Raw genomic sequence first — 26,522 nt, 5'->3', positions numbered from 1 at the left:
ACAAAAAAAAGCTTCCTTTGGGAAGCTCTTTTGGTTTTTCAGCGAAATTTTCGATACTTTATTTCACGGCAATTTCGTAGATTCTGCTCCAGTTTTTCCCGGTAATCAGCATATTGTCGCCTTTGAAGGCTATGCCGTTGAGAACGTCGTCATTTCCGGTAGTGTTCTGTTTTGTGATATTAGATAGATCAAGAATGCCCGTTACTTCGCCGTTAGCGGGATTAATTTGCAGGATAATGGGTTTTTGCCAAACGTTGGCGTAGATAGAGCCATTGTGGTATTCCAATTCATTTAATTGATCGTAAGCTTCCTTGTCGCTGGCCACCGAAATATATCGCACGACTTTCGATGGATTTTCCGGATTCAGGAAATACAGATTTTTCGTTCCGTCGGAAAGTATAAGTTCTTTACCATCATAAGTCAGCCCCCAGCCTTCGCCAATCATCCCGTCATACGGGAATTCTTTTATCAGTTTCAAAGAGTTTTTGTCATAGATAAAACCTTTTTTGTTCTGCCAAGTCAATTGATAGATTTTATCTCCCACGATGGCGCTCCCTTCGGAAAAAACATCTTGCGGCTGCGAAGTACTTGCCAGTGGCGTTGTAGTTCCAAGATTATATTTCAGAATTCGCGATTGCCCGGTTTGGCCATCAGATTCATAAACAATATTGCCGTCTAACTGGAAACCCTGAACGAAGTTCTTGGGATCGTGCGGATATTGGTTGACTATCTCGTAACTCATCGCTCTGGCCTTGGTTTTAGCAAAAACATTGATGGTTGCATCCTGTTGCAAAACTTCGCCGTTTTTTATTTTGATGTTAAATGTGATATCATTTTCGCCCAAAGTGAAGAATTTTGGATCGATGATGAGGCTGCTGCTTTCTTGGTCGGCCAGGCTTATCGTGATGGCATCTGCATATTCCAAAACATCTTGGGGGATTTGGATTTTGTCGCCAAAATGATAGCCCTTGTCTTGCCGGCTGAGGTTGTAATCATTTAAAGAATTCAAAATCTCTTTATCCTTATTACAAGCAACCAAAATCAGAAGTGCGAAGGCAGATGCTAAAAAAATCTTTTTCATTTAGAATATTTTATTCGCCGGATGTTTCCGGATTTGATTTAAATTAATTGATTTGCTCAAAACGCAAATACATACGCTCGAAACTTCGCCAAAAATACAAAATATGAAAACTAACCGCTCATAATTTTTTCTTAATTAAACATAAAAATGTAGTTTTGTAGTTATTATGATTACGATAATCGCTGCCATCGGCAGAAACAATGCTTTGGGGAAAGACAATCGATTGCTTTGGCGCCTGCCCGAGGATCTGAAGCATTTCAAATCGCTTACAGAAAACCATCCCGTGGTGATGGGCAGAAAGACCTACGAGAGCATCGGAAAGCCTTTGCCCAACCGAACCAATATCGTGGTGAGCCGGCGAGAAAACTGGTTCCAGGAGGATATTCTGATCGTTTCCAAACTGAAAGAAGCGCTGAAATTTGCAAAGAAAATAGATGAGGATGTCTTCATCATTGGCGGCGGCGAAATCTATAAACAAACGATGGAGCTGGCCGATCGTTTAGAAATCACCTTTGTGGACGAAGATTTCGAGGCCGATACTTTTTTCCCAAACATCGATCTGAAAATCTGGCAGAAAACCAACGAAGAATTCCACGAAAAAGACGAGAAAAACAAGTATAATTTCTATTTCCAAACCTACGAAAGAATTAACAAAGATTAAAAAAATTCCGCATCTTTCCTCAATTCTTTTATCTTAAATTATGGACTATCCAAGCAAAGTTTTATCAAAAGCTGTAGAAGAAATTGCCGGTCTGCCGGGCATCGGGAAAAAATCCGCGCTTCGGTTGGCCTTGCATCTGCTCCGGCAGCCTGTTTCTCAAGGGATTTCTTTGGGATCATCTATCCAAGCCTTGGTTACGGAAATCAAATATTGCAAAGAATGCCATAATTTTTCGGATTCGGATGTATGCGATATTTGTAGAGACCACAAGCGGACAGATGATTTGCTTTGCGTGGTAGAAGATGTTCGGGATGTAATGGCCATCGAAAATACGGGCAAATTCCGAGGCAAATATCTTGTGCTCGGCGGCAAGATTTCTCCGATGGAAGGCATCGGTCCCAGCCAACTCCGAATCGGAAGCTTAGAGAAAAAACTACTGTCCGGCACAATAAAAGAACTGATTTTTGCGTTGAGTGCTACTATGGAAGGCGACACCACAGCTTATTATATTTATAAAAAATTCAAAACGTTTCCGATCGTGTTTTCCAGCATTGCCAGAGGAATTTCCGTGGGCGATGAACTGGAATATGCCGACGAAATATCGCTCGGGCGCTCCATCGTCAACAGAACTGTTTACAACGAAGCCGGCTGATGAAAGTAAGTGTTGTCATTGTCCATTATCAGGTAAAAGATCTGCTGAAAAACTGTATTCTATCGATCCAAAAGTATTTTCACGGCTTCGAGTATGAGATCATCGTTGTGGATAATCATTCACCCGATCAAGCTTGGAAAGCTCTTATTCCGGAATTTCCGACTGTGAAATTTGCGGCGCTGGACGCCAATCTCGGTTTTGCCAAAGCCAATAATCTGGGCGTAAAGGAAGCCAAAGGCGAGTATATCTACATTCTGAATCCGGACACAGAAATCGAAGGCAACTATTTCAGAGAAATTCTGGATTTTGCAGATCAGCAAGAGAATCTTGGCGCTTTGGGACTGCGGATGCACAATGCCGATGGTCGTTTTTTGCCGGAAAGCAAACGATCTGTTCCTGCCCTTTTGAATTCTTTCGAAAAATTGTTCACAACGCTGAAGAACGATTCCAAAACCTATTACCGGAACGACATTGGGGAATCCGAAATTGCCGAAGTAGAAGTGATGACGGGCGCCAATTTGCTGGTCAAAAAATCAGTTTATGAAAAAATTGGGGGTTTCGACGAACGCTATTTTATGTACGGCGAAGACATTGATCTTTGTTACACTTTGCTCCGACACGGCTACAAAAATATCTATTATGGGAAATATGCGATCCTGCATTACAAAGGCGAAAGCACCGTAAAAGATAGGGTTTATCTCAACCGCTTTTTCGGTGCGATGGATATTTTTATCAACAAATATTACAGAAAACAGAAGCCTTTTCAGTTTGCATTAATGAAAATTGGCCTCAAAGTAAAGCATTTGATAGAAGCTCGTAAAATCAAGAATTAATTCTTTTTCTCGGTGTGGTAGGTCGATTCTTCTGCAAATCTTCTCAGTTCGCGCATCTCATCTTTGGCTTTATACTGTCCGAACCTGGCGGCAGCATAAGTGAGCGCAATCAATCCCAAAACTACAAATGAAGCCGGCAAGGCCCAAGGAAAATTGTTTGTCTTCAGCGTCTTCTCGACGTAGAATAAAGTAAAAAAAACCATCCAGGCAACTGTAAATACAAAATACAGAAACATAAAAAACGTCCAGACGGCCGAGCTGGGTCCAAAAATCCCTCGGACGACGGTTTTTTCATCTTCTTTTTCGATTCTTAATGACAGGTTGGGTTTCCAATAGCTGTCTTTGCCGTTATTCACAAAAATGGTGGCCATTTCCCTATTGATATTTCCAAAAAATTGAGTGTGGTGCTTGCCGAGATAATCCCGCAGATTGGCTTCATACTCTTCGGGAGAAAGATCTGTATAAAGTTTGAATCTCGGCCGGTTTCGGATGTTGTTGAGTGTTTCGTTCATCAGCGTATTTTTAGGTTTACAAAATATAAATTAAAAATCTTTTATCAATCCTCTTCTATATAAGGAATTGGATCTGAAAGGGTTAGCTGAAATTTCAGAAGAATGCCATTTCGATTGATCTCGATATTTATATTTCTATTCACATTGGTTTTGAGGATTTGCTGGATTTTGTTTAAGCTCATTTCTTTGGTCTGCTTGCCGTCGATGGCGATCAGTTTATCATTTTTCAGAATTCCCGCTTTCTGCGCCGGCGAATCTTTCCGCGTTCCGGAAACCAAAAACAAAGGTTTCAAAGTGAATTTGTATTGGAAACTTTCAGCTCCGTTATCGAGCACATTGATGGCGTTGGAAGAAGGGTTTAGTTTCGCCGTTTTTACGCGCACCTCTTCTTTTTCCCACAGCAGTCCATCCTGCTTGATCTCCAGTCCGCTACCGTCGATCAAGAATGGATCGTTTACATCTTTGTTGGCATTGAAATAGATTTTCCGATCGGGATAATCAAAAATCACGGTGAATCTACGGAGAATTTCGGAACCGATAGATCCTTTTCTGTCGTTCACCAATTTGAGATGCTGGATCGAATATTCATCGGGCATCGAAGCAACCGGTTTATTAAATCTGAAATTTCCGATGGACAAAGAATTGATGCGGCTGCGTTTCCCAAAGATATCACCACTGAAACCGCGCCCCAAAAAATCGTCAATGTTGGGACGGTTGTAGATGAAGTTTTTTATCAGTGCTGGAAAAAGCCAAACCGAATCGGTGTTGCCAAGATCCAACAGCAGTTTCGAGCTTTCCTTCTCGTGTTTCAGTTCCACATCGGCCATCATATAGGGTTTGCTGTATTCCACGCTCATTGGAAAACCGGAAAATCGCTTGATTTTCTTTGGAAATTGGCTCTGATCCTTGTAAACCGTTATTGTTTTTTTGATGTAATTGATCTCCACCGGATGATTTTTGAAGAAATAGTAGCCAATTATGCCATTTACAGGAATCCCAATATCCTGAGAAATGTTAAAATCCTCATCCAACACCAGAAAAATGGTATGCGATTTGTCTACGAAATTTTTGCCGATCACAACGTTGTTTTTAATCGATTTCAAAGCTTCGATACTCACGGTTTCTCCCAAACCCTTAAAAGTAATTTTTTCGGTATTTTTAAAATCAACCGTCTTATTTTCCAAACTGAAAAGCAAAGTTTCTGCGATCCCGGAGTCCAAAAGGAAAGTCAGTTCCACCTCATTTACAGTTACCGGAACGAAGATCATATTGTTAATCAGTTTAAATTTGATTACCGTTTTTTCCGCATTTTCCAAGACAAAACCGTCCTGAGCCTTCATCAGAACTCCGAAGATCAAACCAATGATTATCCAGATTTTCATTACATTAAATTACATAAATTTTTGACAGATACAATTTTCACAGTTCAAATTTGAAATATAGACAGTCTTATCCCAGAAATCTTAATAATCGAGCTATAAAATGGAATGTTGTTTGATGTGTTTTTATTAATCATCCTGAATTATTACCAATTATCTAATTTTAAAATTTATGATTATGAAAAATCTCTTCGCAAAAGATAATTTAGACGAAATTGTTTTTGCCAACAGAAACAAAGCCTACGGCGCCTATGCGCTCAGAAACGGCTATGCCAAAGATCTTACAAGAGCCGTGCTTATCGGCGTTGCCTTTTTTGCTTTTGTAGCGGTTATTCCACTAATTGTTTCCGCATTTAGTTCAGATATTGTCATAGAAAAAGTACCGGATTCTGACCCCTTTGTTTTAGATCCTGTGCAGATAGCGCCGGAAATCACCAAAGTAAGCAAGGCGGCTAACATTCCGCCCAATATCAAAACGGTAATCAATCCTGAATATAATCCCGTTCGCGATATCAAAAAAGACATTCCGCTCCCAACGAAGCAAGATTTCGAAGGGGCAGCCATAGGACAGAAAACGAAATCTGGCGAGCCGACCGACATCGCTTATGTACCACCAATTGTGACTGCAGATCCACCCGCAAAGGTTTACGCACCGGCAACACTGGCGGAAGATCCGGATAAAATCCGAGGCACATCGGAAGTGGATGTTGCAGCAGATTTCAAGGGTGGCATCGACGCATTTCGTGAAAAGGTGGCTCAGAACTTCGATACAGAAGCTGTGGATAAAACGGGTACCGTGTCCGGCATCATTACTTTTGTGGTAGAAAAAGACGGAAGTATTTCTAACCTGAAAGTGAGTGGTTTAGATCCAGACTTTAATGCAGAGGCAGAACGTACGGTAAAATCCATTAAAACCAAATGGAAGCCCGCACTGTGGAAAGGAAAAGCTGTGAGATCATCTTTCAGAATGCCAATTTCTATGAAAATAGAATGATTTGATAATCAACCATATATAAATAATTAATATCCCGTTTTTTATAATTATCCACATTATTTAATGAAATGTGGATAATTTTTTTTGTTGACAAATGACTAATTAACAGAACTTTAACCGCTCAGCTTCACTTTATAGAATTTAGAAGTATTAAAAAATCGTATTTTTGACGATTAAATTCATGGGTATGGGAAAAATTATTGGGGTTGCAAATCAGAAGGGCGGGGTTGGCAAAACCACGACTGCCGTTAATTTGGCATCGGCTCTGGGTGTGCTGGAAAAAAGAATTCTTTTGATAGACGCAGATCCGCAGGCCAATGCAAGCTCTGGTTTGGGAGTAGAGGAGATCAATTTTTCTACCTATCATTTATTGGAGCATAGCGCAACAGCTGCCAAGTGCATCCTGCCTACCACGTCACCCAACGTGGATATCATTCCTTCCCATATCGATTTGGTGGCTGCAGAAATAGAATTGGTAGATCGCGAAAACCGAGAGTATATGATGCGCGAAGCCTTGAAACCAATTAGAGATCAGTACGATTACATCATCATCGATTGCGCACCCAGTTTGGGCTTGATCACCATCAATGCGCTGACGGCGGCAGACTCTGTGATCATCCCAATTCAATGCGAATATTTCGCGCTGGAAGGTCTGGGGAAGTTGCTCAACACCATCAAAAATGTACAGAAGATTCACAATCCGGACTTAGACATAGAAGGATTGTTGCTGACGATGTTCGACAGCCGTTTGCGATTGTCCAATCAAGTGGTGGAGGAGGTCAATTCGCATTTTCCGGAGATGGTGTTCGAAACCATTATCAGCAGGAATGTGCGATTGAGCGAAGCGCCAAGTTTCGGCGAAAGCATCCTGAGTTACGATGCAGAAAGCAGAGGCGCCGTCCAGTACATCCAGCTGGCAGAAGAAGTACTGTTGCGAAACGAAAAATTGATCAAAAAATTAAAAGGCGATTTGCGTTAGCAAGTAGCAATCAGCATAATATGAAAGACAAAACCAGAGCAATGGGGCGGGGCTTGGGCGCCATTCTAAATGCCGAAAGCAAAACCAATATCAACTCCGCTTCCGACGAAGGCGCAAGATTTTTGGTAGGCAATGTCGTAGAAATTGCCATTGAGGACATCTATCCCAATGGCAACCAGCCACGAACTTTTTTTGACGAAAAAGCCCTGAACGACTTGGCCGCATCAATCAAGAGTTTGGGTATCATCCAGCCGATTACGGTCAGAAAAGATGGGCAAAAGTTCGAGATTATTTCCGGAGAAAGACGCTATCGCGCATCCAAAATTGCCGGCAAAGAAACCATCCCGGCGTACATCCGCTTGGTGAATGATCAGGAATTGCTGGAGATGGCTTTGGTAGAGAATATCCAGAGAGAAGATCTGGACCCAATCGAGGTGGCGCTGACTTATCAACGCTTGCTGGATGAAGTGGGAATGACTCAGGAAAACCTTAGCCAACGTGTTGGTAAAGAGCGAAGTACCATTACAAACAGCATCAGACTTCTAAAATTATCTCCCGACATTCAAAAAGGAATCCGCAGTGGGCAAATCTCGGCCGGTCACGGTCGCGCAATGATGGGGCTGGATTCTGAGGAGAAGCGCCAAATGCTTTTCGACAGGATTATCAAAGAACAGCTCAACGTGCGCCAAGCAGAACGTTTGGCAGGCTTGATGAAAAACGATAATGGCAGCGAGAAGATCGTAAAGCCGGTCGTAATCCCCAATCATTTCAAAAAAGCTCAGAAAAATCTGTCCGACATTTTGAATGTGAAAGTGGAAATCAAATCGGCAGCTAACGGAAAAAAAGGAAAGATCGTCCTCGATTTTAAAAATGAAGAAGAACTGCAAAGCATTCTGGATCATATCAAGTAAATGAAGAAATTAATCACCTTTTTTTTGTTTCTTTCTTTCTGTTTTGCTTTTTCGCAGGTCAATCCCAATGATACCATCCGTGTGGAAAATCTTCCCAAAGACAGCATCCCGGCTGCAAAACCAAGATCCGAAGCGCAGATTTTGGGCGAGATCGATCAAAAGAAAGCCCCTGCCAAAGTTACCAAATTAAGTCCCGCTAAAGCAGGATTGTATTCGGCAGTTTTGCCGGGACTGGGCCAGTTTTACAACAAAAAATATTGGAAAATCCCCATCGTCTGGGGCGCCGTCGGTACAGGAATTGGCATTGCGCTTTGGAATGACAAACAATACAGGCGATACAGAGAGGCCTTCATTGCAGAGCTCAATGGTCTCCCGCACGAGTTTTCTGGAATCAACGGGATCGACAAAACGGTTCTCGGAAATGCTCAGGACAGTTCCAAACGACAGCGCGACTATGCCATCGGGATCTCTGCCTTGATTTACATTCTCAACATTGTAGATGCAGTGGTGGATGCGCATCTCTACGAAGGCCGGCACGATCCCGATCTCGCCGTGACACCAACCATTATTAACGATCAATTCACCAGCTCGTATGCCAGAGCGGGACTGAGCCTCAATTTTAGATTTTAAATTTAACTCCAATAAAAAATGAAAATAGCGATAGTGGGCTACGGAAAAATGGGAAAAATCATCGACGAAATTTCCCAAAATCGGGGTCACGAAGTGGTGGCAAGACTCCGAGAAACGCCTACGCCAGACAACCTCAATAATCCCGATGTGGTCATAGAATTTTCGAATCCGGAAGTCGCCTTCGAGAATGTAAAAAGCTGTCTGAAAAACAAAATTCCAGTCGTTTGCGGAACCACCGGCTGGCTGGGGAAGAAACAGGAAATTGAAAAAATTGCGCTGGAAAATGACACTGCATTTTTGTACGGTTCCAATTTCAGCTTAGGCGTCAATCTGTTTTTTGCGCTCAACGAGTTTCTTGCCAAGATGATGAACCAGTTTCCGGAGTACAATTGCCAATTGGAAGAGATTCATCACGTCCAAAAACTGGATGCGCCCAGCGGAACGGCGATTTCTCTGGCACAAACTATTATTCAAAATTCAAATTACGAAGCTTGGAAACTGGATGAAACACAAGGCAAAGAACTGGGGATTTTTGCCATTCGCGAAGATGATGTGCCGGGAACGCACAGCGTTTTCTACAGATCGGAAGTCGATGAAATCGAGATAAAGCACACCGCCTTCAGCAGAAACGGATTTGCCTTGGGTGCCGTGATTGCCGCAGAATGGATCGCCGGTAAAAAAGGCATTTTTTCTATGCAGGATGTTTTGGGTTTATAAATTCTGTAACAAAAACGATATTTTCATAACCAATTAACAAAAAATAAGCAAAAAGCTAAGCGCAAATTGCTAAAAATTTGAACGATGAATTACCTTATTACTTATACCATTTATGTTCTCATTATCAGCTTGTTGATGGGACTTACCACGTGGAAACTGTTTAAGAAAATGGGTTACAGTCCACTCTACGCCTTTATTCCTTTCTACAATTATTGGATTATTCTGAAAGAGACCCAACATTCCAGATGGTGGGCCATTTTATCCTATTTGCCCATCGTGGGTCCGATAATGATGTCGGTCTTCCACATTTTACTGATGAAGAAATTTGGAAAGAAAGGCTTTTTGAATGGTTTGCTGACGGTTGTTTTGCCGTTTATTTTTATGGCAACCGTCAATTACGGCAAAGATCCTCAGATCGAAACCGAACAAGAGGACGAAGAGACCAAAAAAAAGGAAACCTTCTTGGGTTCAGTGACTTTTGCGGTGGTTTTTGCGACCATTATTCACGTATTTATGACGCAGCCTTTCGGCATCCCAACAGGGTCTATGGAAAGAACACTTCTCGTAGGAGATTTTCTTTTTGTGAACAAATGGGCTTATGGCTTTAGAATGCCGATGAGACCAGTGGCATTGCCATTTTTGCAAGGAACGATCTTTGATAGCGGACAAAAAGGTAACCCAAAAGACGATCCAAAATCTTACATCGAAGCTGTCAAATTACCTTATTTAAGAATTCCCGGTTACGACGAGATCAAAAGATACGACATCGTGGTTTTCAATTATCCACAAGATTCGGTTCACGTTGCAACCGATAGAAAAGATCCTTATGTCAAACGATGCGTCGGGATTCCCGGCGATGTGATTGAGTTTCGTGCCGGAAGATTATTTGTAAACAACGCTCCGGAAAAAATCCTTGGCGATGAGCAGCAGCAGCACGGTTATTTGGTAAAAACCAGTTCCCAGCTCGATATTCCTCAGCTTTACAAGGCCTTTGGCTTCTTGCCGGTTCAGGAAAATCAAACTGACGAAGGATTTGTTTACGCTTTTCAAGGTTTAACAGATGAGACTGCAAAAGAAATCAAAGCCCTTCCGCAGGTAACCGATATGCAGGAAATCATCGAAGAAAAAGGCGTGGCCGCCGTGCGATACAAACTGAATGCAGACAAAACGGCGTACACAAAAAATATAGATACAGTTAATTCAATTTACCCGATCAACAAACCTTGGAACCCGGATTGGTACGGCCCGCTGACTGTCCCGAAAAAAGGCGATGTTGTGAAATTGAATCAGGAAACTCTTCCGCAGTACCAATGGATCATTTCGGAATACGAGCACAACAAACTTGAAAATAAAAACGGAAAAATATACATCAACGGTCAGGAAACCAAGCAATATACCATCAAACAAAATTATTATATGATGATTGGCGACAACCGCGATGCGTCGCTGGATGCAAGATATTTCGGCGTGGTACCGGAAGAAAATATCGTCGGTCGCCCGATGTTCACTTGGCTGAGTGTGGAAGGGTTGTTTTCCGATGCCAATTCCACCTATCAGGCCTCCGGAAAGAAAATCCGTTGGGACAGAATGTTCAAATCTACCAACACCGGCGAGACCCACAAAGCCTCCTATTGGTGGGTGGCGGTAGCCATTTTGGTGCTGTTTTTCGGCTGGGATTTCTTCGCCGGTCTGTTCAAAAAGAAAAAAGAAGAAGACTGATAATTAGGAGCTAATCCCGCTATCCGCTATATCTTTTTTTGCTTTCAGAACGATTCGTCATCGGCAGAAATTTTCAGAAAAAGCAAAAAAAGGATGCCGCTGCTATCGGGGCTATGGGATTGGACATCCATTAGAAATAGGCACTTTGTTGAGGTTTGATAGCCCCAACAAAGTTTTTTAGTTTAAACAAATATGAATAACAAGGTTCTGCTGCCGATATTTTACTTGCCACCAATTTCTTGGTTCTCCGTTTTTTTGGATTCGGAAAATGAGATTATATTCGAGCAATTTGAGAATTTTCCCAAACAAACCTACAGAAACCGGGCTGTAATTTACGGCGCGAACGGAAAATTGCCACTCATCATTCCAATCAAACATACCGGAAAACGCGAAATGAAAGACATCGAGATCTCCTTTGCAGAAGACTGGCAAAAGCTCCATTGGAAGTCCATCAAAACCGCGTACCAAAGCACGCCTTACTTCGAATATTATGAAGACAAACTGAAAATGATTTTCGAAGAGAAGCCCCAATTATTAACAGACTTTAATCTCAAAGCATTGCAAGTAATTCTAAACATTCTTAAAACCAAAAAAGATTTTACTTTCACAGAAGAATATTTCAAAAGCCCGGAAGCTTTGGATTTCAGAGATAAATTCTCGGCAAAAATGGAATCTAAAATCCAATTTCCAGAATATTACCAAAGTTTCTCCGGCAAAAACGGATTTCTGCAAGATCTCTCCATTTTAGACCTCATTTGTAACATCGGACCCGAAAGTCTGACCTATATCAAAAATATCAAAATCAATTACAATTAATATTCAATACTATGAAAAAATTATTGATAGCCGTTGCTTTCTACAGCGGCTTCGCAATGGCAGTTGCCCAAACGGTTGCTCCGGAAAATGACAAAGACCTCAAAACCTGGTATCACAAGGATTACGCAACCACCAAAGTCTATGGCGTCAATACGGAAAATGCCTACAAATTTCTGGAATCCAAAGGCCTTAAACCAAAAACAGTTGTCGTAGGCGTTTTGGACAGCGGCGTAGAAGTGGATCATCCGGGATTGGCAAAAAATATGTGGAAAAATCCCAACGAAGTTCCCAACAACGGAAAGGATGACGACAAAAACGGATATGTGGATGACATTTATGGCTGGAATTTCATAGGCGGAAAAAACGGCGACATCGGTGTGGACAATATGGAAGTGACGCGGGTGGTGAAAAAATATCAAGCCCTTTTCGAAGGCGAGGATTCTGTCAAAAACAAGGAAAACCAAGCCAAAATGCCGGAGGAATTTGCAATGTACATGAAGTCTAAAGAGATTTTTGCAAGGAAAAGTGAGGAGGCTAAACAGAGTCTGCAACTTTATACGATGATCAACAACGCCATTCCGGATATGGTAAAATTGCTCAACGGACAAAACCTGACAAAGGAAACTTTAGCCACCATCAAACCTGCCAATCAGCAGGAAGCGATGGCTATGCAAGTCCTTTCTCAGCTGTCCAATGACCCGCAAGTTGCTGGTAAATCTGCCACCGAGGTCGAGAAATATATGAAAGACCAGATGAAAGAAGCCTTGGATTATTTCAGGCCGCAAGCCGAAAAAGGTTACAATCTCGATTTTGATCCGCGAGCGTCCATCGTAGGAGATCATTATGAGGATTATTCAGAAAAAAATTATGGCAACAACCATTACGAAGGTCCCGATGGAAAACACGGAACGCACGTGGCAGGCATCATTGCAGGAACAGTCAATGGAACTGAAAATCAATATGGAGTAGCCAACAGAGTGGCAAAAATAATGACTGTGCGAGCCGTCCCCGATGGTGATGAAAGAGACAAAGATGTTGCAAATGCCATCCGATACGCCGTCGACAATGGGGCAAAAATCCTGAATATGAGTTTTGGAAAACCCGTTTCGCCTGGCAAGGAAGTGGTTTGGGATGCCTTCAAATATGCGGAAAGCAAAGGAGTACTTTTGGTAAAAGCCGCGGGGAATGAAAATGAAGATATTGGAGAACACCAATATTTTCCGACGAATTTCAAATCCCCCTTAGACGACAAACCATTTATTAACAATATGATCGTGGTGGGTGCTAATACCAATGATCCCCTAATGCTCAAGGCAAGTTTCTCCAATTATAATGCGAAAATGGTAGATGTTTTTGCGCCGGGAGACAAAATCTATTCCACCGTTCCCGACGGGAAATACGAATATTTGCAAGGCACCTCTATGGCTTCCCCCGTTGTCACAGGAGCCGCCGCGGTTTTGTTTGCTTATATGCCCTCTTTGAAACCGGATCAAGTTATTGAATCGCTGGTAAAAACTGTTAATACGAGTACGAGCAACGGATTTGCCACTTTATCACGAGCCGGCGGAGTGATAGATGTTGCGAAAGCTGCAGAATATGCTTATAATAATTTTTACAAGAGCAACGGTGCATCTACAAAATCTGTGAAAAAAAATAAGATAAAGAATGCTAAAAAGAACAGCGCGTTCTAAAATGCTCCGAATATAATCAGTTTTTTATATTTTCACTGTTTGGCATAATTTTTATTCATAACTTAGCACTAAATATAAATACTATGAAAAAAATATTTTTTTTAGGGCTTGTTGGTGTCTCATTATTGGCAACCTCTTGTTCTTCAAAGAAAAGTGGAGTATCCGCCGGGCAAGCACAAATGCTACGGTCCGAAGTGATGAAATTAAAAGGGCAATGGGATGTTTCGTCGATAGACTACAATAAAGACTACAGCATCAAACCATTCGATGAAGGCGTTGGTATCACTTGTTTCGTAGGCAGTTCGTGGACATTTGTTCCCAATAATTATACGGGTTCCTATTCTCTACACGGAGGCGCAGGCTGCCCCGAAAAAACGCAGCCCATTACCTTCAGCGTCGATAAAACAGGCGTTGTCTCGATCAAAAAAATAGATGAAGGTGAAAAAGCAAAACAAGTCTCTGCGGGCTATAAACTAATGTTGGAAAATCCTACTGAAGACACATTTACCTTGGTTCAGTCCGTTAATGCCGATGGCACAAGGATCGACATCAGATACAACTTTGTAAGAACTAAATAATTTATAAATCAAATTGAAACATGAAATTAAATAAAATAAATATTGCGGCTTATATGATCTCTGGATCTATGCTGTTTACAAGTTGTGAAGCGGTGCAGAATGCTAACAATACCCAGAAAGGAGCGGCCATAGGAACCGCCGCTGGAGCCGTGCTCGGCGGAGTCTTAGGAAACAACATTGGAAAAGGTGGCAATGCACCTTTGGGTGCTGTGCTGGGTGGTGTTGTAGGTGGTGTTGCGGGTGGCGTCATTGGTAATAAAATGGACAAACAAGCCAAAGAAATTAAAGAAGTTTTGCCTGGTGCGGAAGTAGAAAGAGTAGGAGAAGGCATCAAAGTGACACTTCACGAAAATACGGTTAATTTTGATTTTAATTCTTCGACTTTGACACCTTTGGCAAAGAGCAATCTGGATAAACTGGTAACCGTTCTTAAAAACAATCCCGATACCAATATCAACATTTACGGTTATACGGACAGCGTAGGGAGCGATGCCTACAACTTGACCCTTTCGGACAAGAGAGCTGCCGCTGTGAAGAATTATTTCACGGCTGCCGGTATCGCTGCCGATAGATTGTTCCCTCAAGGTATGGGCGAGGCCAATCCGGTGGCATCCAATGATACAGAAGCAGGCCGGGCGCAAAACAGACGGGTAGAATTTGCAATTACGGCCAACGAAAAAATGATCCAAGAAGCCCAACAGGCCGCCGGTACCAATTAAATACATCATTCATTTCTACTATTACTAAACCGCAATTTGCGGTTTTTTTATTTTAATGTACTTTTGTAAGAAACTATTTAAGATTTGATGAAAAACTATCTCAAATTAATTCGGGTAGAGCAATGGGTCAAGAACTTATTTGTCTTTGCTCCCTTATTTTTTTCCGGCCAAATTACGAATGCTCAATTATTTGCCAAAAGTATTTTTGCATTCTTGGTCTTCTCTTTTACCGCAAGCGCCATCTACGTTATCAACGATTATTTTGATATCGAATCCGATCGCAAGCATCCGGATAAGAAAGACCGTCCGCTTGCGAGTGGCGCGGTTTCCAAAAGAGCAGCACAATTTCTGATTGTTATTATGATTCTGTTATCGCTTGCCTCTCTTGGTCTCGGAAATTATATTTTTAATACCAATTTTTGGAAATTTGGCGTCATCCTCGGCGTTTACTTTGTAATGAACCTTTTTTATACATTCAAATTGAAGCAAGTGGCGATTGTGGATATATGCATCATCGCCATCGGATTTGTTCTAAGAGTATTGGCAGGAGGCTATGTTACGGGGATCATCGTAACCAATTGGGCCGTTTTGTTGACTTTTGTTCTGGCTTTGGTCCTGGCCATTGGAAAAAGGCGGGGAGAGTTGATCAATGCTCAGGTTTCCGGGAAAACAAGAAAAGCCTTGGATGGCTACAATGTTCAATTTGCCGATATTGCATTGTCAATCAGTTGTACCCTGGCGATCGTCTGTTATCTGATGTTCACGTTGTCGCCGGCAGTGCAAGCAAAATTTCATCCGAGAGTATTTTACACCGTGATTTTTGTCGTTTTTGCATTCCTCAGATATTTGCAACAGACTTTAGTTTACAACAAAACCGAATCGCCTACCAAAATAGTTTACAAAGACCGGTATATACAAGTTACAATCGTCCTTTGGGTTATCGTTTTTCTATTGCAGATCTATTTTAAAAAATAATGAATTGAAGCCCGATCGTAAACTTATTTTTACGGCAGCGGAACTGACAAATACAAATACAAATGAAACCGAATTATGTACAGAAAGTGACCAATTGGGGAAACTTCCCGGTCGTGGAAAAGGAAATACGGTCCAACGATTCTGTTTCAAAAATTAAAGATTTCGTTCGAGAGCACAATGAGGTCATCGCAAGAGGAAATGGGCGCTGCTACGGCGATGCTTCGCTCGGCGAGCATATTTTTTCAACCAAAAGACTGAGCAAATTCATCGCTTTCGATCGGCTGAACGGCATCATCGAATGCGAATCCGGCGTTCTGCTTTCGGAAGTTTTGGAAGTCGTCGTTCCGCAGGGTTTTTTTCTCTACGTAACGCCGGGAACCAAATATGTCTCCGTCGGAGGTGCCATTGCATCCGACGTTCACGGTAAAAACCACCACGCAGAAGGTTGCTTTTCAGAATGTGTCATCGAATTTAAATTGATCGACGAAAATAGCCAGGTTATCACTTGTTCTCGCGAAGAAAATCCGGATAAATTTTGGGCAACGGTAGGCGGAATGGGACTCACTGGAATCATTATCTCGGCCAAATTCAGATTAAAAAATATAGAAACATCATACATCCGCCAGGAAAGCATCAAAGCCGAAAACTTGGACGAAATTTTCCGGTTGTTTGAGGAAAGCGAGGATTGGACTTACAATGTGGCTTGGATCGACTGCTTCCAAAAAGGAAAAAATCTGGGCAGATCTATCCTGATGAGAGGCGAACACGCCCTGAAAGGAGAATTGCCGCCGGATCTTCAGAAAAAACCCTTAAAACTGAAACAAAAATTCAAACCCACCGTTCCTTTTTATTTTCCGGAATTTGTGCTCAATTCGTTCACAATCAAGGTTTTTAATTTTCTTTATTTCAACAAGCAGACCAAGAAACAGCTCCATAATTTTGTAAATTACGAGACGTTTTTCTATCCGTTGGACGCCATTAATGAATGGAACAAAATCTATGGAAAAAAGGGGTTCATTCAATACCAGATGGTGATCCCCAAACAAAACGGGAAAGAAGGAATGAAGCAGATTCTGGAAGCGATTGCCCAAAGCGGGAACGGCTCTTTCCTGGCTGTTTTGAAGTTGTTTGGGAAAAACAATCCTCTGGCCTACAACTCATTCCCGATGGAAGGTTACACCCTGGCTTTGGATTTCAAAGTCAACAAGGGATTAAAAAAATTGGTCGATCAGCTCGATACGATTGTGGAAACATTCGGAGGAAGAATTTATCTTACCAAAGACAGCATGAGCAGATCTTCCCTCACGGATTACCTCAAAAATGTTGACTCATCCAAGTTTGTATCGCTTCAGCATAAAAGAATTGTCAATAATAAGTGATATGATAGTCATAATCCATAACTTAAAACTATGATCGTACTTGGTTCCAACTCCGAAGTGGCACAGGCATTTGTAGAAGAATGCCTTGCGAAAGGCGAAAGATTCCCCACCGTCTATCTGCTTAGTTCCCATCCCGAAACGACTGCGAAATTTGCGGCGCATATCCAAGTGAAGTTTTTGCAGAATTCGGAGATTATTCCTTTGGATTTGATGAAAACCATCCATTATAAAACCTTGGAAAATATCGATTCTGATGTTTTGTTTTGTGCCACAGGCTATCTCGGTTTGAGCACGGAGGACGGACTGTATGATAATGAAAATACCGAGAGAATCATCGGTGTCAATTATGCAAAATTAGTTCCTGTCCTCAATTTCTTTGCTAAAAAAATGGAATCCAAAAGAACCGGGACTATGATGGTTCTCTCCTCTGTCGCCGGCGAAAGAGGAAGACAGAGCAATTTTATTTATGGAAGTGCCAAAGCCGGTTTGACGGCCTATTTGAGCGGATTGAGAAATTATATGTTTGATAAAAAAGTTCGCGTTATGACCGTAAAACCCGGTTTTATGGATACCAAAATGACCGAAGGTTTACCCTCGAATCCGGCTTTGACAGCATCGCCGAAAAAAGCGGCTCAAATCATTTATAAAGCATTTAAAAGCCAAAAAAATGTGGTTTATGTTTTACCAATTTGGGCAATTGTAATGCTGATCATTAGAAACATTCCTGAGTTTATTTTTAAAAAACTGAAGCTTTAAAAGGTTTTCAAATTGGATGATCCAAGTTTAATGTACATTTTCTAATTCCATCTTTCATGAAAAAATTATATCTTTTCGATTTCGACGGAACCATCACTTACAAAGACACGATGTTTTTGTTCTTGAAGTTTTATGATCCGGCTCAGTTTTCGGTTCAGTTTCTGAGACATATCCCTCTTTTTATTTTATTAAAATTAAAATTGGCGAATGCAGAAGCCGTCAAGAGAAGTTTCATCGCGTCTATTCTGAAAGGAGAATCCAGACTCAACATAGAAAAGCAGGCCCAACTGTTTTTTGATGAGAATTACCCCGGTCTAATCCGCAAAAATGCATTGGACTTCATCAATCATATCGACCGAGAAAACACCGAATCTTACCTCGTTTCGGCCTCGCTGGACATCTGGGTCAAGCCTTTTGCAGACCAATTGAATATGAAGCTGCTGGCTACACAGGCGGAGTTTGAGAATGATGTTTTTACCGGAAAATTTGTTGGGAAAAACTGTAACAAAGATGAAAAAGTCTGCAGAATAGAAGCCGAAATAGGCCATAAAAAATTCGACAAAATCATCGCTTTTGGAGACTCTTCAGGAGACAAGCCGATGCTCAAGTTTGCAAATGAGTCTTATTACCGATTTTTTCATTAATTTAGTACTCTAATTTTTCAAAAAGTTTTTCGGCTTCAAAATCATTACGCATGGAAAGAATTTATCTCGATAACGCGGCTACCACGCCTCTCGATGAGGAAGTGATAGACTGTATGGTCAATGTTTTAAAATTCAATTATGGCAATCCGTCGTCAACGCACAGCCTGGGGCAGGAGGCTAAAACCATTTTGGAAGAAGTAAGACGCAAGATTGCAAACTCATTGAAAGTGACGCCCGGCGAGATTATCTTCACCTCTTGCGGAACGGAATCCAATAATATGATCATCAAGTCTGCCGTTAATTATCTTGGCGTAGAAAGGATCATCACATCGCCTCTGGAGCACAAATGCGTGGCCGAAACTTGCTTGGAGATGAAAAAACTGAAAGGTGTAGAATTGCTTTACTTGAAACCCGACGCCCAAGGAGATTTGGATCTTCAAGAATTAGAGGATGCTCTCAAATCTTCGGACAAAAAAACATTAGTCACATTAATGCACGCCAACAACGAGATCGGAAACATTCTCGACATCCGGAAAGTGGCCGATCTTTGCAAAGAAAATCACGCCCTTTTCCATTCGGACACCGTACAGACGATGGCGCACTTGGATTTGGATTTTTCCAAAATTCCTTTAGACTTTGCGTCTTGCAGCGCACACAAATTCCACGGGCCTAAGGGCTCCGGTTTTGCATTTATTCGCAAGTCGTCCGGGTTGAAAGGCTTGATCACCGGCGGTTCTCAGGAAAGAAGTATGAGAGCAGGCACGGAAAATGTTACGGGAATTGCGGGTCTGGGAAAGGCTTGGGAGATTTCTCAAACGAAAATGGAAGATTACAAAAATCTTATTATCGAAATTAAACATTACGCCATTCAGCAATTAAAAGAAAAAATACCGGGCATCAAGTTCAATGGAAGAAGTGCCGAAGACAAGAGCCTTTACACCATTCTGAACATTTTGCTTCCGTATAGAAATCCGCTGATCGGGCTACAATTGGATATGAAAGGCATTGCCATCTCCCAAGGAAGCGCTTGCAGTTCCGGAGCCTCGAAACCCTCGATGGTGCTGATGTCCATTTTGTCGGAAGATGAGTTGGAGTGCTGCACGCCATTGCGAATTTCATTCAGCCATTATACGAAGAAGTCCGACATCGATGCCTTGGTTCTGGCATTGGAAGAAATTGGTCGCCCTTTCGTTATAGAAAAATCTGATAGTTTGCATAGATAAGCATTGCGACAGTTAAAGATAATATTTTGTATTTTTGTACCATAAATTAACTCAGAAAATATAGAAATTATGGCAGTAGAAATCACAGATCAATCGTTCCAGGAAACGGTACTTAATTCCAGTATACCGGTTTTGGTAGATTTTTGGGCAGCGTGGTGCGGGCCTTGCAGAATGCTGGGACCGATTATCGAGGAAGTCGCAATAGACTTTGAAGGAAGAGCTGTTGTCGGCAAAGTGGATGTGGATAATAATCAACAGATTTCCGTAGATTACGGCATCAGAAATATCCCAACCGTTTTGATCTTCAAAGAAGGCGAGGTAGTAGACAAGATTGTGGGAGTTGCACCAAAAGAGCTAATTGCCGAAAAGCTGAATGCATTCCTCTGATAAGGAATCAAAATTATATAACGAACAATGAACGCTTTTCTAATGGAGAAGCGTTTTTTTTTGTTTAAAATTTGCGAATGACCATTATCATTAATCTACAAGCCTTACAAATTTTAATTATTGATAAAAATTAGATTAATTTATTTTTTATTTTTTACGTTTTATTTTTTTATTTTTTAAATTTATTAAAAATATATCTTTTTCGGTATGATTTTCGTAATATTAATAAATGTTGGATTAATTAATTTTCAACTAATAAAAAATAAAATAATGAAAAAAATTTTAAAATTAGCAGCTGTGGCTGCTTTTATGTGCTTCAACTCACAACTGATAGCTCAGGCACCTGTGTTAGGGTCTGTTGCTAATTTTGCGCTCTTTTCCAGCAATGGAGCTGTTAGTAACACAGGATTGTCTCACCTGACCGGCGATGTCGGAACGGCGAACGGATCCAGCACCAATTTCGGAAATGTCGATGGCGTGATGCACGACGCTGATGGTGCTGCGGCCAGTGCTGCAGCTGCTTTAACACTTGCTTACAATCAACTTAATGCCACCATCTCCAACTTTTTCCCCGCTCCGCTGCTTGGAAACGGACAAATACTTCCTGCCGGAGTTTATTCTATAGGACAGAGTGCAATTCTGGATAATACTTTAACTCTCGACGGGGGTGGGAACGCCAATGCTGTTTTTATTTTCAAAATACAGGGCGCATTCTCCTCTACTTCCGGTGCTAAAGTTGTTCTTACCAACGGGGCAACAGCATGTAATGTATTTTGGAAGGTGGAAGGTCTTGTAGACTTGGCTACCAATACCGAAATGAAAGGAACGCTCGTCGCCAATAATGCAGCAATAGTTCTTAACAGCGGTGTAACGATTGAGGGGCGTGCTTTGTCTACGACGGGTGCCGTGTCGGTTTCTGGCGTGACGGTTACCACACCGATTGGTTGCGGTTCTCCAATCCTTACCGGTCCTGCGTTACCGGTTCTAAATACAGTGGCATGCTATACGATATTTACGGGAAGCGGAACAGTTACCAACTCAGGAATTTCTTTGGTGACAGGCGATATTGGGTCTAATGTTGGTTTAACAACTGGTTTTGATCCTCTGAATGTAACAGGAACCATCCATTCAAATCCGGATATTTCTACGGCGGCTTGCGCTTTGGATCTCAACAATGTTTATACTTATCTTAATACACTTTCTACCGATATCGAGTTACTATATCCTGCAGCCTTTGGACAAGATCTGGTGCTTACACCCCATACTTATCTTCTGAACGCCGCAACGGTTCTTAACGGAAACGTCATCTTAAATGCCCAAAACAATCCTGATGCCGTATTCGTAATCAAAATCAACGGTGCTCTGTCAACCGGTACTTACGCTTCCGTACTTTTACAAAACGGTGCTCAGGCGAAAAACGTTTTTTGGAAAGTAGACGGCGCCATAAGCCTCAATGACTACTCCAGTTTTAAAGGAACTTTGATTGGTAACAATGGCGCAGTCAATCTCAATACCGGTACGAGTCTCGAAGGGCGGATCCTTACTACGACGGGCGCCGTGGCCACCGCGAGCATTACTGCGGTAATGACGCCTGGGTGTAGCACATTAGGAACAATGTCCGCTTCTTCTCAAAATAAATTTGCTACCCTCTATCCAAATCCATTTTCGTCGGTTCTTCACATCACTTTAGATGAAGCAGAAGTGGGATCGGATCTTTTGATTTTTAATAGCGCTGGTTCAAACGTTTTAAAAATGCGCCTGACCAACAAGACGACTGCTTTAGATATAAATGTCCCTGCAGGAATCTACTTCTACCAATTTAAAGGTAAAACTGGTGTACAACAAAGCGGTAAACTTATTTCAAAACCATAATTTGAACATCAGATTCCGACCTGTTTTATAAAAAATCTGCTGCTCTGGAATACCTTGTAAAGTCTAACTTTTTGAGGTGATCCGGAGCAGCGGAAATTTTTAGCATAATCAAATTTAATTTCCAAACCTTTTCGGATTCCGGATTTAACACAAAATAATTTTTTGTATTTGAAAATCTGTATCTTGCACTAAGTTTCTATGAAAAATTGTGGCTTTGTTTGGTGAAAATAAAAAAAGCCATATATTTGCACCAGCTTAATCACGCGGTAGACTTTGCATAAAAAGAAATCCTTCTGCAGAACTACGGTCGGGGATGGCAAAAGTTTATCAAATATTTTCAAATAAAAATTGATCCGGTAGTTCAGCTGGTTAGAATGCCGCCCTGTCACGGCGGAGGTCGCGGGTTCGAGTCCCGTCCGGATCGCATATCCTACAAATTATTTATTTGTGGGATTTTTTTTGTTATAGACTTTTCGGCTGTTGGATCTGAAAATGTTAAAATTCTTTTTTTAATCAAAAATTAATTTTATATTCGTATCAATTTAAATAAATATTATAATATTATGAAAAAATTTCTATTCTCTTGCCTTTTGGCATTAGGTATTGGAGTCAACGCCCAATACGATTTTACTCACGATTTTGAAGGCGATCTGACGGGCTTTTATCAGTTTGGTGGTGGCGCCCTGAACACGGCGAACTATTGTAGTGCCACAACGTCAGGATCATTAACTTACAGTGCCACTGTAAGCCAAACGGGGTGGATGGCAGATCTCCTGGAAGTTGGAGATATCACCGGCCAGACGAACAACGGTCAGGCACTTACGGTGAGTTTCAACTATAAAAAAGCGCCAGGACTTACCGGCACACTTTATGCCATGTACGCAATCTTCAGTCCTCAAGCAAATAGTTGGACGATCTACACTGTAGGAACCGGTGTCCCGTTAACTTCAGCGGCTGTTACCGAATGCGCCAATTTATCTGCTACCATTCCTGCAGGAACCTTCGATCCTGCAAAGATTTACGGCGTAGGAACTTGGTTGGTCAGAACCGGTGGCACCACAGGCGCTCTTTACATTGATGATCTTTCTGTAAAACAAGCCGTTGTAACTTCTGTACCGCCATGTACCTCGTTTACTACACCGGCTGACGGCAGCACAATTGCGGGAGGAACAGTTGGACTTAGTTGGCAATATGTATCCACTGCTTCAGCTTATAAATTGACCGTTGGAACAACTCCCGGTGGTTCTGATGTTCTAAATACAACAGTTATAGGCACTATGCAGAATGTTTCTCTTGCTACAAATACGACATACTATGCTAAAGTGGTTCCTACAAATAATGTGGGAGATGCCACCGGATGTCAGGAAATCTCGTTTACAACAAATAGTACAGTAGGCCATTGCGGACCCATAACTTCTACTGTTCCAACTAACGTTGCCCCAATAAATTCTGTTACTTTCGCAAGTATTACGAAATCAACGGGTTATACGGCAGCAGGATCAGTAACTCCTTATATCGATTATACTGCTGATACCACATTCGAGGTAAAAAATAATGTGTCCTCTCTTCCTCTTGTTGTTAAGGGTGTTACGATCGGTACTACCAATAGATGGGGCATGGCTGCCTTTATTGATTGGAACAACGACGGTGACTTTGAGGATGCCGGAGAGTCGTATTTTAATACGCCGGCTACAATGATAACCGCTGTAGGATCTACCAATCCGGTAACATTGACCGGAAATATTACAGTTCCAGTCGGAACGGCTCTTGGTAAAAAAGTGATGAGAGTAAAATATAATTTCAATTCTAGTACAACCATCATTAATCCTGCATTGTCTTCAGCTTGCTCGAGTATGACCAATGGACAAACTTTGGATTTCACATTAGACTATCAAGAGTTCTTGGCTGTTACGGATGTGAGCAAGGTCGGTATCTCTATATATCCAAACCCTTTCACGGATGTTCTTAAAATATCTGATGTAAAAGATGTAAAATCGATTTCTGTAAATGATATGACCGGAAGAGAAGTGAAAACGCTTGCACCGGCTTCCGAAATTAATTTATCTAATTTGAAATCGGGATTATACCTCGTAAACCTTAAAATGGCTGATGGAAGTGTCAAAACTTTCAAAGCGATTAAAAAATAATTCTTTAGAATTTCATTAATGAAGCCCACTTTTCGGAGTGGGCTTCTTGTTTTATATTTGTTGGATTGCCAGGCTTTATAACATTCTGTTTTCGAATTCTAAATTTATTGTTTAATGATTTTCTTCGATATATTGCCTGTCTTCGTTGTGACCGTTAGAATATAAACCGAACTTGGCAATTGATTCAAATGAATCGTTTCAGATTTTGAGGGTCTTATATTTTCAAAAACTAATTTTCCATTCATATCAAAAAGAGCAATTCTTACGATCTCGGTTGGCGCATCAATATGAATTAGATCAGAGGTTTTTGTAGGGTAAATTTTGATATGATTTTTCGATGGATTATCAGCATCCAAAGTGATCTTCTCGGTTCCTGTTGCCACCAAAGCAAAATCCTGTGTTGCAGGATCTCCCGTTTGATTTACCAAGGTGTTTTTGCTGCTCACTTCTATTTTGTAAATGCCGTTGGCGACCGGATTTTCAATTACAATTTGCTCCACATTATCGACAGTATTATCACCGTTAGTCGCATTGGCATTTGGATCATCAATGTCCAATTTCCAGGGGTAAAAAGTTGTGCCGGAACTCACTTCGACGACCCTCAAATCCAGATCATTCACGATTCGGGACGTGTGATTCTGCTGAAGATCGATATCATTTGTAAAATAAGCAATGGCAGGATCTACCCAGGAAATACTCACTTTCAAGGGTTCAGTTCCGGATGCTTTGATTTCTTTAGTAAAATTAAGTCCAGATTTAAGATTTAGTCTTTCGAAACAAGCATCTTCCGTCAACACATTTACCAACACCTGCGCCGCTTTTTTAGCATCTACCAATCCCCATCCATACCAAACATCGGGGCCGGGTCTGCCCGCTTCATTCGCTGTATGCGTCAGCAGCGCCTTCATCTCGTCCGCTTTGAAGATAAAACTGCTGTCTCCGGAGATATTTCTTTTGATCTGAGTCAGCGCACCTGCAATCCCCGTTACCATTGGTGCGGCATAAGATGTTCCGTAATTCACCACGTACAGATTGTTCGTCGTTGGATTCGAAGTGGTGTAGTTCGCCATGATCATATCGACGCCAACTGCCGTCAGATCGGGCTTTATAGCACCATCTTTTCTAGGACCGGCGCTGCTGAAACTCCATTTTACAACATCGGAAGTCTGAGTATATTTGTGATTCGGTGTCGTCAGTTGATTCACCGCTCCAACTACAATAATATTCTTGGCCAACGATCCGTAGCCGATGCAGTTGTAACCCTGGCTGCAGTTGGCCGGTGGAATCTCGTCGGTGGTAGCAAAAGGAATCCAGCTGCTTGTTGCTGTGTCATATTTATATTTTGTCGAATTGGCTGCCGGACCAACACCGTAGTAATTTCCCACTGATTTTACAATGATCTGTTGAGGCTGAGAATACACGATGGTATCGAAGTTATAATCATTCTGATAATAGGCGCCTGAGTAGGTATCCTGATGATTCAGTTCATAATTTCCTATCCAGTAATAGGCGCCGCCAGAAAGTTGCCAGCCTACATTCACACCGTAAGAATGGTTGGAAATATTCAAATCCGGCAGATTGGCGAGTTTGTCATAATTATTGCCCAAAGCAGTCGTTGCAAACATGTAATTATCCGTCGTTCCTTGGGGAAGGATGCCTTTGGCATTGGCTTTCGGATAGGCGATGCTGCTTTGCGTGAAAGTTCCAGTCGCCACTCCGTTTCCGATCAAAATACTATTCACATTGGTGCCGTGATAATGTTTGGCTTCACTGCTTGCTTCCTGATTTACCGCTCTATTGGTGGCAAACTGCTCGTGCGTGTCTTGGATTCTGCCGGCATCAAAAACCGTAATCTTCACACCATTCCCCGTAACCGGAGCAGCGATGCCGGCGACAGTTCCGGCTTGCAACTCATCGATATTGGCAGTGGCATTAGCACTCGTTTCTTCCAGAGAATAAAAAAGCGGAATCTCTCCTGCAAAACCGGCAAGGTTCTTTTTCAGGCTGTCTTTTTCCTTTTCAGAATATCGGTTTTTGTTCTTTATAAAATATTGATCCAGTTTCCTCTCATTTTTTAATCTTTCAGTTCTAAAATCCTGAGCATTAGCAAAATAATAAGAAAAGAGCAATCCGGCACTTAAAAAGACTTTTTTCATTGCAACCTTTTTACAAATATAAAAATAGTTATTTCAAATCGGTTTCCCACAGCAATAGCTATATTTTTTCGGATTTTTAAAGAAATCTAAACCTTAGGAAGCTTAGGATTC

The 26,522-nt window shown here is 41.6% G+C and carries 25 protein-coding genes and 1 tRNA gene; 22 read left to right on the top strand and 4 right to left on the bottom strand.

What is annotated here, in order from left to right; all coding sequences use genetic code 11:
* Positions 1-58 precede the first annotated feature (58 nt).
* The gene (locus tag DTW91_RS05320) at positions 59-1,081 is read right to left on the bottom strand and encodes a glutaminyl-peptide cyclotransferase (protein ID WP_125202356.1); all 1,023 of its coding nucleotides are present in this window, start codon (positions 1,079-1,081) and stop codon (positions 59-61) included.
* A gap of 166 nt (positions 1,082-1,247) precedes the next feature.
* Between DTW91_RS05320 and DTW91_RS05315 the strand changes: the two genes are divergently transcribed.
* The 3 genes from DTW91_RS05315 to DTW91_RS05305 are packed head-to-tail and all read left to right on the top strand — an operon-like array spanning position 1,248 to position 3,227.
* Positions 1,248-1,742 (top strand): dihydrofolate reductase, encoded by a 495-nt coding sequence (locus DTW91_RS05315; protein ID WP_125202355.1) that lies wholly within the window; start codon positions 1,248-1,250, stop codon positions 1,740-1,742.
* A 40-nt stretch (positions 1,743-1,782) separates the two neighbouring features.
* Positions 1,783-2,394: a recombination mediator RecR gene (gene recR, locus DTW91_RS05310; protein ID WP_125202354.1), complete on the top strand. Its 612-nt coding sequence runs from the start codon at positions 1,783-1,785 to the stop codon at positions 2,392-2,394.
* Complete coding sequence (locus DTW91_RS05305; protein ID WP_125202353.1) at positions 2,394-3,227, top strand: glycosyltransferase family 2 protein; 834 nt, start codon at positions 2,394-2,396, stop codon at positions 3,225-3,227. The genes recR and DTW91_RS05305 overlap by 1 nt, the downstream gene beginning before the upstream one ends.
* Here the strand turns inward: DTW91_RS05305 and DTW91_RS05300 are convergent.
* The gene (locus tag DTW91_RS05300; protein ID WP_185144747.1) at positions 3,224-3,739 is read right to left on the bottom strand and encodes a hypothetical protein; all 516 of its coding nucleotides are present in this window, start codon (positions 3,737-3,739) and stop codon (positions 3,224-3,226) included. The genes DTW91_RS05305 and DTW91_RS05300 overlap by 4 nt on opposite strands.
* A gap of 44 nt (positions 3,740-3,783) precedes the next feature.
* The gene (locus DTW91_RS05295; RefSeq protein ID WP_125202351.1) at positions 3,784-5,121 is read right to left on the bottom strand and encodes a PDZ domain-containing protein; all 1,338 of its coding nucleotides are present in this window, start codon (positions 5,119-5,121) and stop codon (positions 3,784-3,786) included.
* Positions 5,122-5,296: 175 nt separating this feature from the next.
* On the opposite strand from DTW91_RS05295, the gene DTW91_RS05290 reads away from it, so the two are divergent.
* From DTW91_RS05290 to DTW91_RS05200, 19 genes are all read left to right on the top strand, one after another.
* The gene (locus DTW91_RS05290) at positions 5,297-6,112 is read left to right on the top strand and encodes an energy transducer TonB (protein ID WP_185144746.1); all 816 of its coding nucleotides are present in this window, start codon (positions 5,297-5,299) and stop codon (positions 6,110-6,112) included.
* Positions 6,113-6,299: 187 nt separating this feature from the next.
* Positions 6,300-7,091 (top strand): ParA family protein, encoded by a 792-nt coding sequence (locus tag DTW91_RS05285; RefSeq protein ID WP_125202349.1) that lies wholly within the window; start codon positions 6,300-6,302, stop codon positions 7,089-7,091.
* A gap of 20 nt (positions 7,092-7,111) precedes the next feature.
* Positions 7,112-8,002: a ParB/RepB/Spo0J family partition protein gene (locus DTW91_RS05280; RefSeq protein ID WP_125202348.1), complete on the top strand. Its 891-nt coding sequence runs from the start codon at positions 7,112-7,114 to the stop codon at positions 8,000-8,002.
* Positions 8,003-8,632 (top strand): DUF5683 domain-containing protein, encoded by a 630-nt coding sequence (locus DTW91_RS05275; RefSeq protein ID WP_125202347.1) that lies wholly within the window; start codon positions 8,003-8,005, stop codon positions 8,630-8,632.
* Between the two features lie 18 nt (positions 8,633-8,650).
* Entirely contained in the window at positions 8,651-9,349 is a 699-nt protein-coding gene (gene dapB, locus DTW91_RS05270; protein WP_125202346.1) for a 4-hydroxy-tetrahydrodipicolinate reductase, read from the top strand.
* A gap of 84 nt (positions 9,350-9,433) precedes the next feature.
* Positions 9,434-11,068: a signal peptidase I gene (gene lepB / locus DTW91_RS05265; protein ID WP_125202345.1), complete on the top strand. Its 1,635-nt coding sequence runs from the start codon at positions 9,434-9,436 to the stop codon at positions 11,066-11,068.
* Positions 11,069-11,260: 192 nt separating this feature from the next.
* Positions 11,261-11,884, top strand: coding sequence for a WbqC family protein (locus tag DTW91_RS05260; RefSeq protein ID WP_125202344.1), 624 nt, complete (start codon positions 11,261-11,263; stop codon positions 11,882-11,884).
* Positions 11,885-11,895: 11 nt separating this feature from the next.
* Positions 11,896-13,575: a S8 family serine peptidase gene (locus tag DTW91_RS05255; RefSeq protein WP_125202343.1), complete on the top strand. Its 1,680-nt coding sequence runs from the start codon at positions 11,896-11,898 to the stop codon at positions 13,573-13,575.
* A gap of 83 nt (positions 13,576-13,658) precedes the next feature.
* Positions 13,659-14,153, top strand: coding sequence for a lipocalin family protein (locus DTW91_RS05250; protein WP_125202342.1), 495 nt, complete (start codon positions 13,659-13,661; stop codon positions 14,151-14,153).
* Positions 14,154-14,173: 20 nt separating this feature from the next.
* Positions 14,174-14,872 carry an OmpA family protein gene (locus tag DTW91_RS05245; RefSeq protein WP_125202341.1) on the top strand — a complete coding sequence of 233 codons (699 nt, stop codon included), beginning with the start codon at positions 14,174-14,176 and terminating at the stop codon, positions 14,870-14,872.
* An 87-nt stretch (positions 14,873-14,959) separates the two neighbouring features.
* Positions 14,960-15,847, top strand: a complete 888-nt coding sequence (locus DTW91_RS05240) for a decaprenyl-phosphate phosphoribosyltransferase (RefSeq protein ID WP_125202340.1) — start codon at positions 14,960-14,962, stop codon at positions 15,845-15,847.
* 62 nt (positions 15,848-15,909) lie between these two features.
* Positions 15,910-17,226, top strand: a complete 1,317-nt coding sequence (locus tag DTW91_RS05235) for an FAD-dependent oxidoreductase (RefSeq protein WP_125202339.1) — start codon at positions 15,910-15,912, stop codon at positions 17,224-17,226.
* A 30-nt stretch (positions 17,227-17,256) separates the two neighbouring features.
* Complete coding sequence (locus DTW91_RS05230) at positions 17,257-17,982, top strand: SDR family NAD(P)-dependent oxidoreductase (protein WP_125202338.1); 726 nt, start codon at positions 17,257-17,259, stop codon at positions 17,980-17,982.
* Positions 17,983-18,038: 56 nt separating this feature from the next.
* Positions 18,039-18,626: an HAD family hydrolase gene (locus DTW91_RS05225; protein ID WP_125202337.1), complete on the top strand. Its 588-nt coding sequence runs from the start codon at positions 18,039-18,041 to the stop codon at positions 18,624-18,626.
* 50 nt (positions 18,627-18,676) lie between these two features.
* Complete coding sequence (locus DTW91_RS05220) at positions 18,677-19,849, top strand: cysteine desulfurase family protein (RefSeq protein ID WP_125202336.1); 1,173 nt, start codon at positions 18,677-18,679, stop codon at positions 19,847-19,849.
* A gap of 69 nt (positions 19,850-19,918) precedes the next feature.
* The gene (trxA, locus tag DTW91_RS05215; RefSeq protein ID WP_125202335.1) at positions 19,919-20,236 is read left to right on the top strand and encodes a thioredoxin; all 318 of its coding nucleotides are present in this window, start codon (positions 19,919-19,921) and stop codon (positions 20,234-20,236) included.
* Positions 20,237-20,506: 270 nt separating this feature from the next.
* Positions 20,507-22,108, top strand: coding sequence for an ice-binding family protein (locus DTW91_RS05210; RefSeq protein WP_185144745.1), 1,602 nt, complete (start codon positions 20,507-20,509; stop codon positions 22,106-22,108).
* 350 nt (positions 22,109-22,458) lie between these two features.
* Positions 22,459-22,532, top strand: a tRNA-Asp gene (locus DTW91_RS05205).
* A gap of 139 nt (positions 22,533-22,671) precedes the next feature.
* The gene (locus tag DTW91_RS05200) at positions 22,672-24,255 is read left to right on the top strand and encodes a T9SS type A sorting domain-containing protein (RefSeq protein ID WP_125202333.1); all 1,584 of its coding nucleotides are present in this window, start codon (positions 22,672-22,674) and stop codon (positions 24,253-24,255) included.
* Positions 24,256-24,359: 104 nt separating this feature from the next.
* On the opposite strand, the gene DTW91_RS05195 is transcribed toward DTW91_RS05200, so the two are convergent.
* Positions 24,360-26,411, bottom strand: coding sequence for a S8 family peptidase (locus DTW91_RS05195; protein WP_125202332.1), 2,052 nt, complete (start codon positions 26,409-26,411; stop codon positions 24,360-24,362).
* Between the last annotated feature and the right edge of the window lie 111 nt (positions 26,412-26,522).

It is taken from the genome of Chryseobacterium sp. SC28 (genome assembly GCF_003932955.1).
Classification (GTDB): Bacteria; Bacteroidota; Bacteroidia; order Flavobacteriales; family Weeksellaceae; genus Epilithonimonas.
Note: the sequence above shows the minus strand (reverse complement) of the source record. Positions and strands in the feature narration are given on the sequence as shown.

Excerpts from the sequence above, each read along its gene's own strand:
- DTW91_RS05295 (WP_125202351.1), bottom strand. The coding sequence starts at position 5,121 with ATGAAAATCTGGATAATCATTGGTTTGATCTTCGGAGTTCTGATGAAG.
- DTW91_RS05230 (WP_125202338.1), top strand. The coding sequence starts at position 17,257 with ATGATCGTACTTGGTTCCAACTCCGAAGTGGCACAGGCATTTGTAGAA.
- DTW91_RS05300 (WP_185144747.1), bottom strand. The coding sequence starts at position 3,739 with ATGAACGAAACACTCAACAACATCCGAAACCGGCCGAGATTCAAACTT.
- DTW91_RS05235 (WP_125202339.1), top strand. The coding sequence starts at position 15,910 with ATGAAACCGAATTATGTACAGAAAGTGACCAATTGGGGAAACTTCCCG.
- DTW91_RS05280 (WP_125202348.1), top strand. The coding sequence starts at position 7,112 with ATGAAAGACAAAACCAGAGCAATGGGGCGGGGCTTGGGCGCCATTCTA.
- DTW91_RS05240 (WP_125202340.1), top strand. The coding sequence starts at position 14,960 with ATGAAAAACTATCTCAAATTAATTCGGGTAGAGCAATGGGTCAAGAAC.
- DTW91_RS05305 (WP_125202353.1), top strand. The coding sequence starts at position 2,394 with ATGAAAGTAAGTGTTGTCATTGTCCATTATCAGGTAAAAGATCTGCTG.
- DTW91_RS05285 (WP_125202349.1), top strand. The coding sequence starts at position 6,300 with ATGGGAAAAATTATTGGGGTTGCAAATCAGAAGGGCGGGGTTGGCAAA.
- recR (WP_125202354.1), top strand. The coding sequence starts at position 1,783 with ATGGACTATCCAAGCAAAGTTTTATCAAAAGCTGTAGAAGAAATTGCC.
- DTW91_RS05255 (WP_125202343.1), top strand. The coding sequence starts at position 11,896 with ATGAAAAAATTATTGATAGCCGTTGCTTTCTACAGCGGCTTCGCAATG.
- lepB (WP_125202345.1), top strand. The coding sequence starts at position 9,434 with ATGAATTACCTTATTACTTATACCATTTATGTTCTCATTATCAGCTTG.
- DTW91_RS05195 (WP_125202332.1), bottom strand. The coding sequence starts at position 26,411 with ATGAAAAAAGTCTTTTTAAGTGCCGGATTGCTCTTTTCTTATTATTTT.
- DTW91_RS05225 (WP_125202337.1), top strand. The coding sequence starts at position 18,039 with ATGAAAAAATTATATCTTTTCGATTTCGACGGAACCATCACTTACAAA.
- DTW91_RS05260 (WP_125202344.1), top strand. The coding sequence starts at position 11,261 with ATGAATAACAAGGTTCTGCTGCCGATATTTTACTTGCCACCAATTTCT.
- DTW91_RS05245 (WP_125202341.1), top strand. The coding sequence starts at position 14,174 with ATGAAATTAAATAAAATAAATATTGCGGCTTATATGATCTCTGGATCT.
- DTW91_RS05275 (WP_125202347.1), top strand. The coding sequence starts at position 8,003 with ATGAAGAAATTAATCACCTTTTTTTTGTTTCTTTCTTTCTGTTTTGCT.
- DTW91_RS05210 (WP_185144745.1), top strand. The coding sequence starts at position 20,507 with ATGAAAAAAATTTTAAAATTAGCAGCTGTGGCTGCTTTTATGTGCTTC.
- dapB (WP_125202346.1), top strand. The coding sequence starts at position 8,651 with ATGAAAATAGCGATAGTGGGCTACGGAAAAATGGGAAAAATCATCGAC.
- trxA (WP_125202335.1), top strand. The coding sequence starts at position 19,919 with ATGGCAGTAGAAATCACAGATCAATCGTTCCAGGAAACGGTACTTAAT.
- DTW91_RS05315 (WP_125202355.1), top strand. The coding sequence starts at position 1,248 with ATGATTACGATAATCGCTGCCATCGGCAGAAACAATGCTTTGGGGAAA.
- DTW91_RS05320 (WP_125202356.1), bottom strand. The coding sequence starts at position 1,081 with ATGAAAAAGATTTTTTTAGCATCTGCCTTCGCACTTCTGATTTTGGTT.
- DTW91_RS05220 (WP_125202336.1), top strand. The coding sequence starts at position 18,677 with ATGGAAAGAATTTATCTCGATAACGCGGCTACCACGCCTCTCGATGAG.
- DTW91_RS05290 (WP_185144746.1), top strand. The coding sequence starts at position 5,297 with ATGAAAAATCTCTTCGCAAAAGATAATTTAGACGAAATTGTTTTTGCC.
- DTW91_RS05250 (WP_125202342.1), top strand. The coding sequence starts at position 13,659 with ATGAAAAAAATATTTTTTTTAGGGCTTGTTGGTGTCTCATTATTGGCA.
- DTW91_RS05200 (WP_125202333.1), top strand. The coding sequence starts at position 22,672 with ATGAAAAAATTTCTATTCTCTTGCCTTTTGGCATTAGGTATTGGAGTC.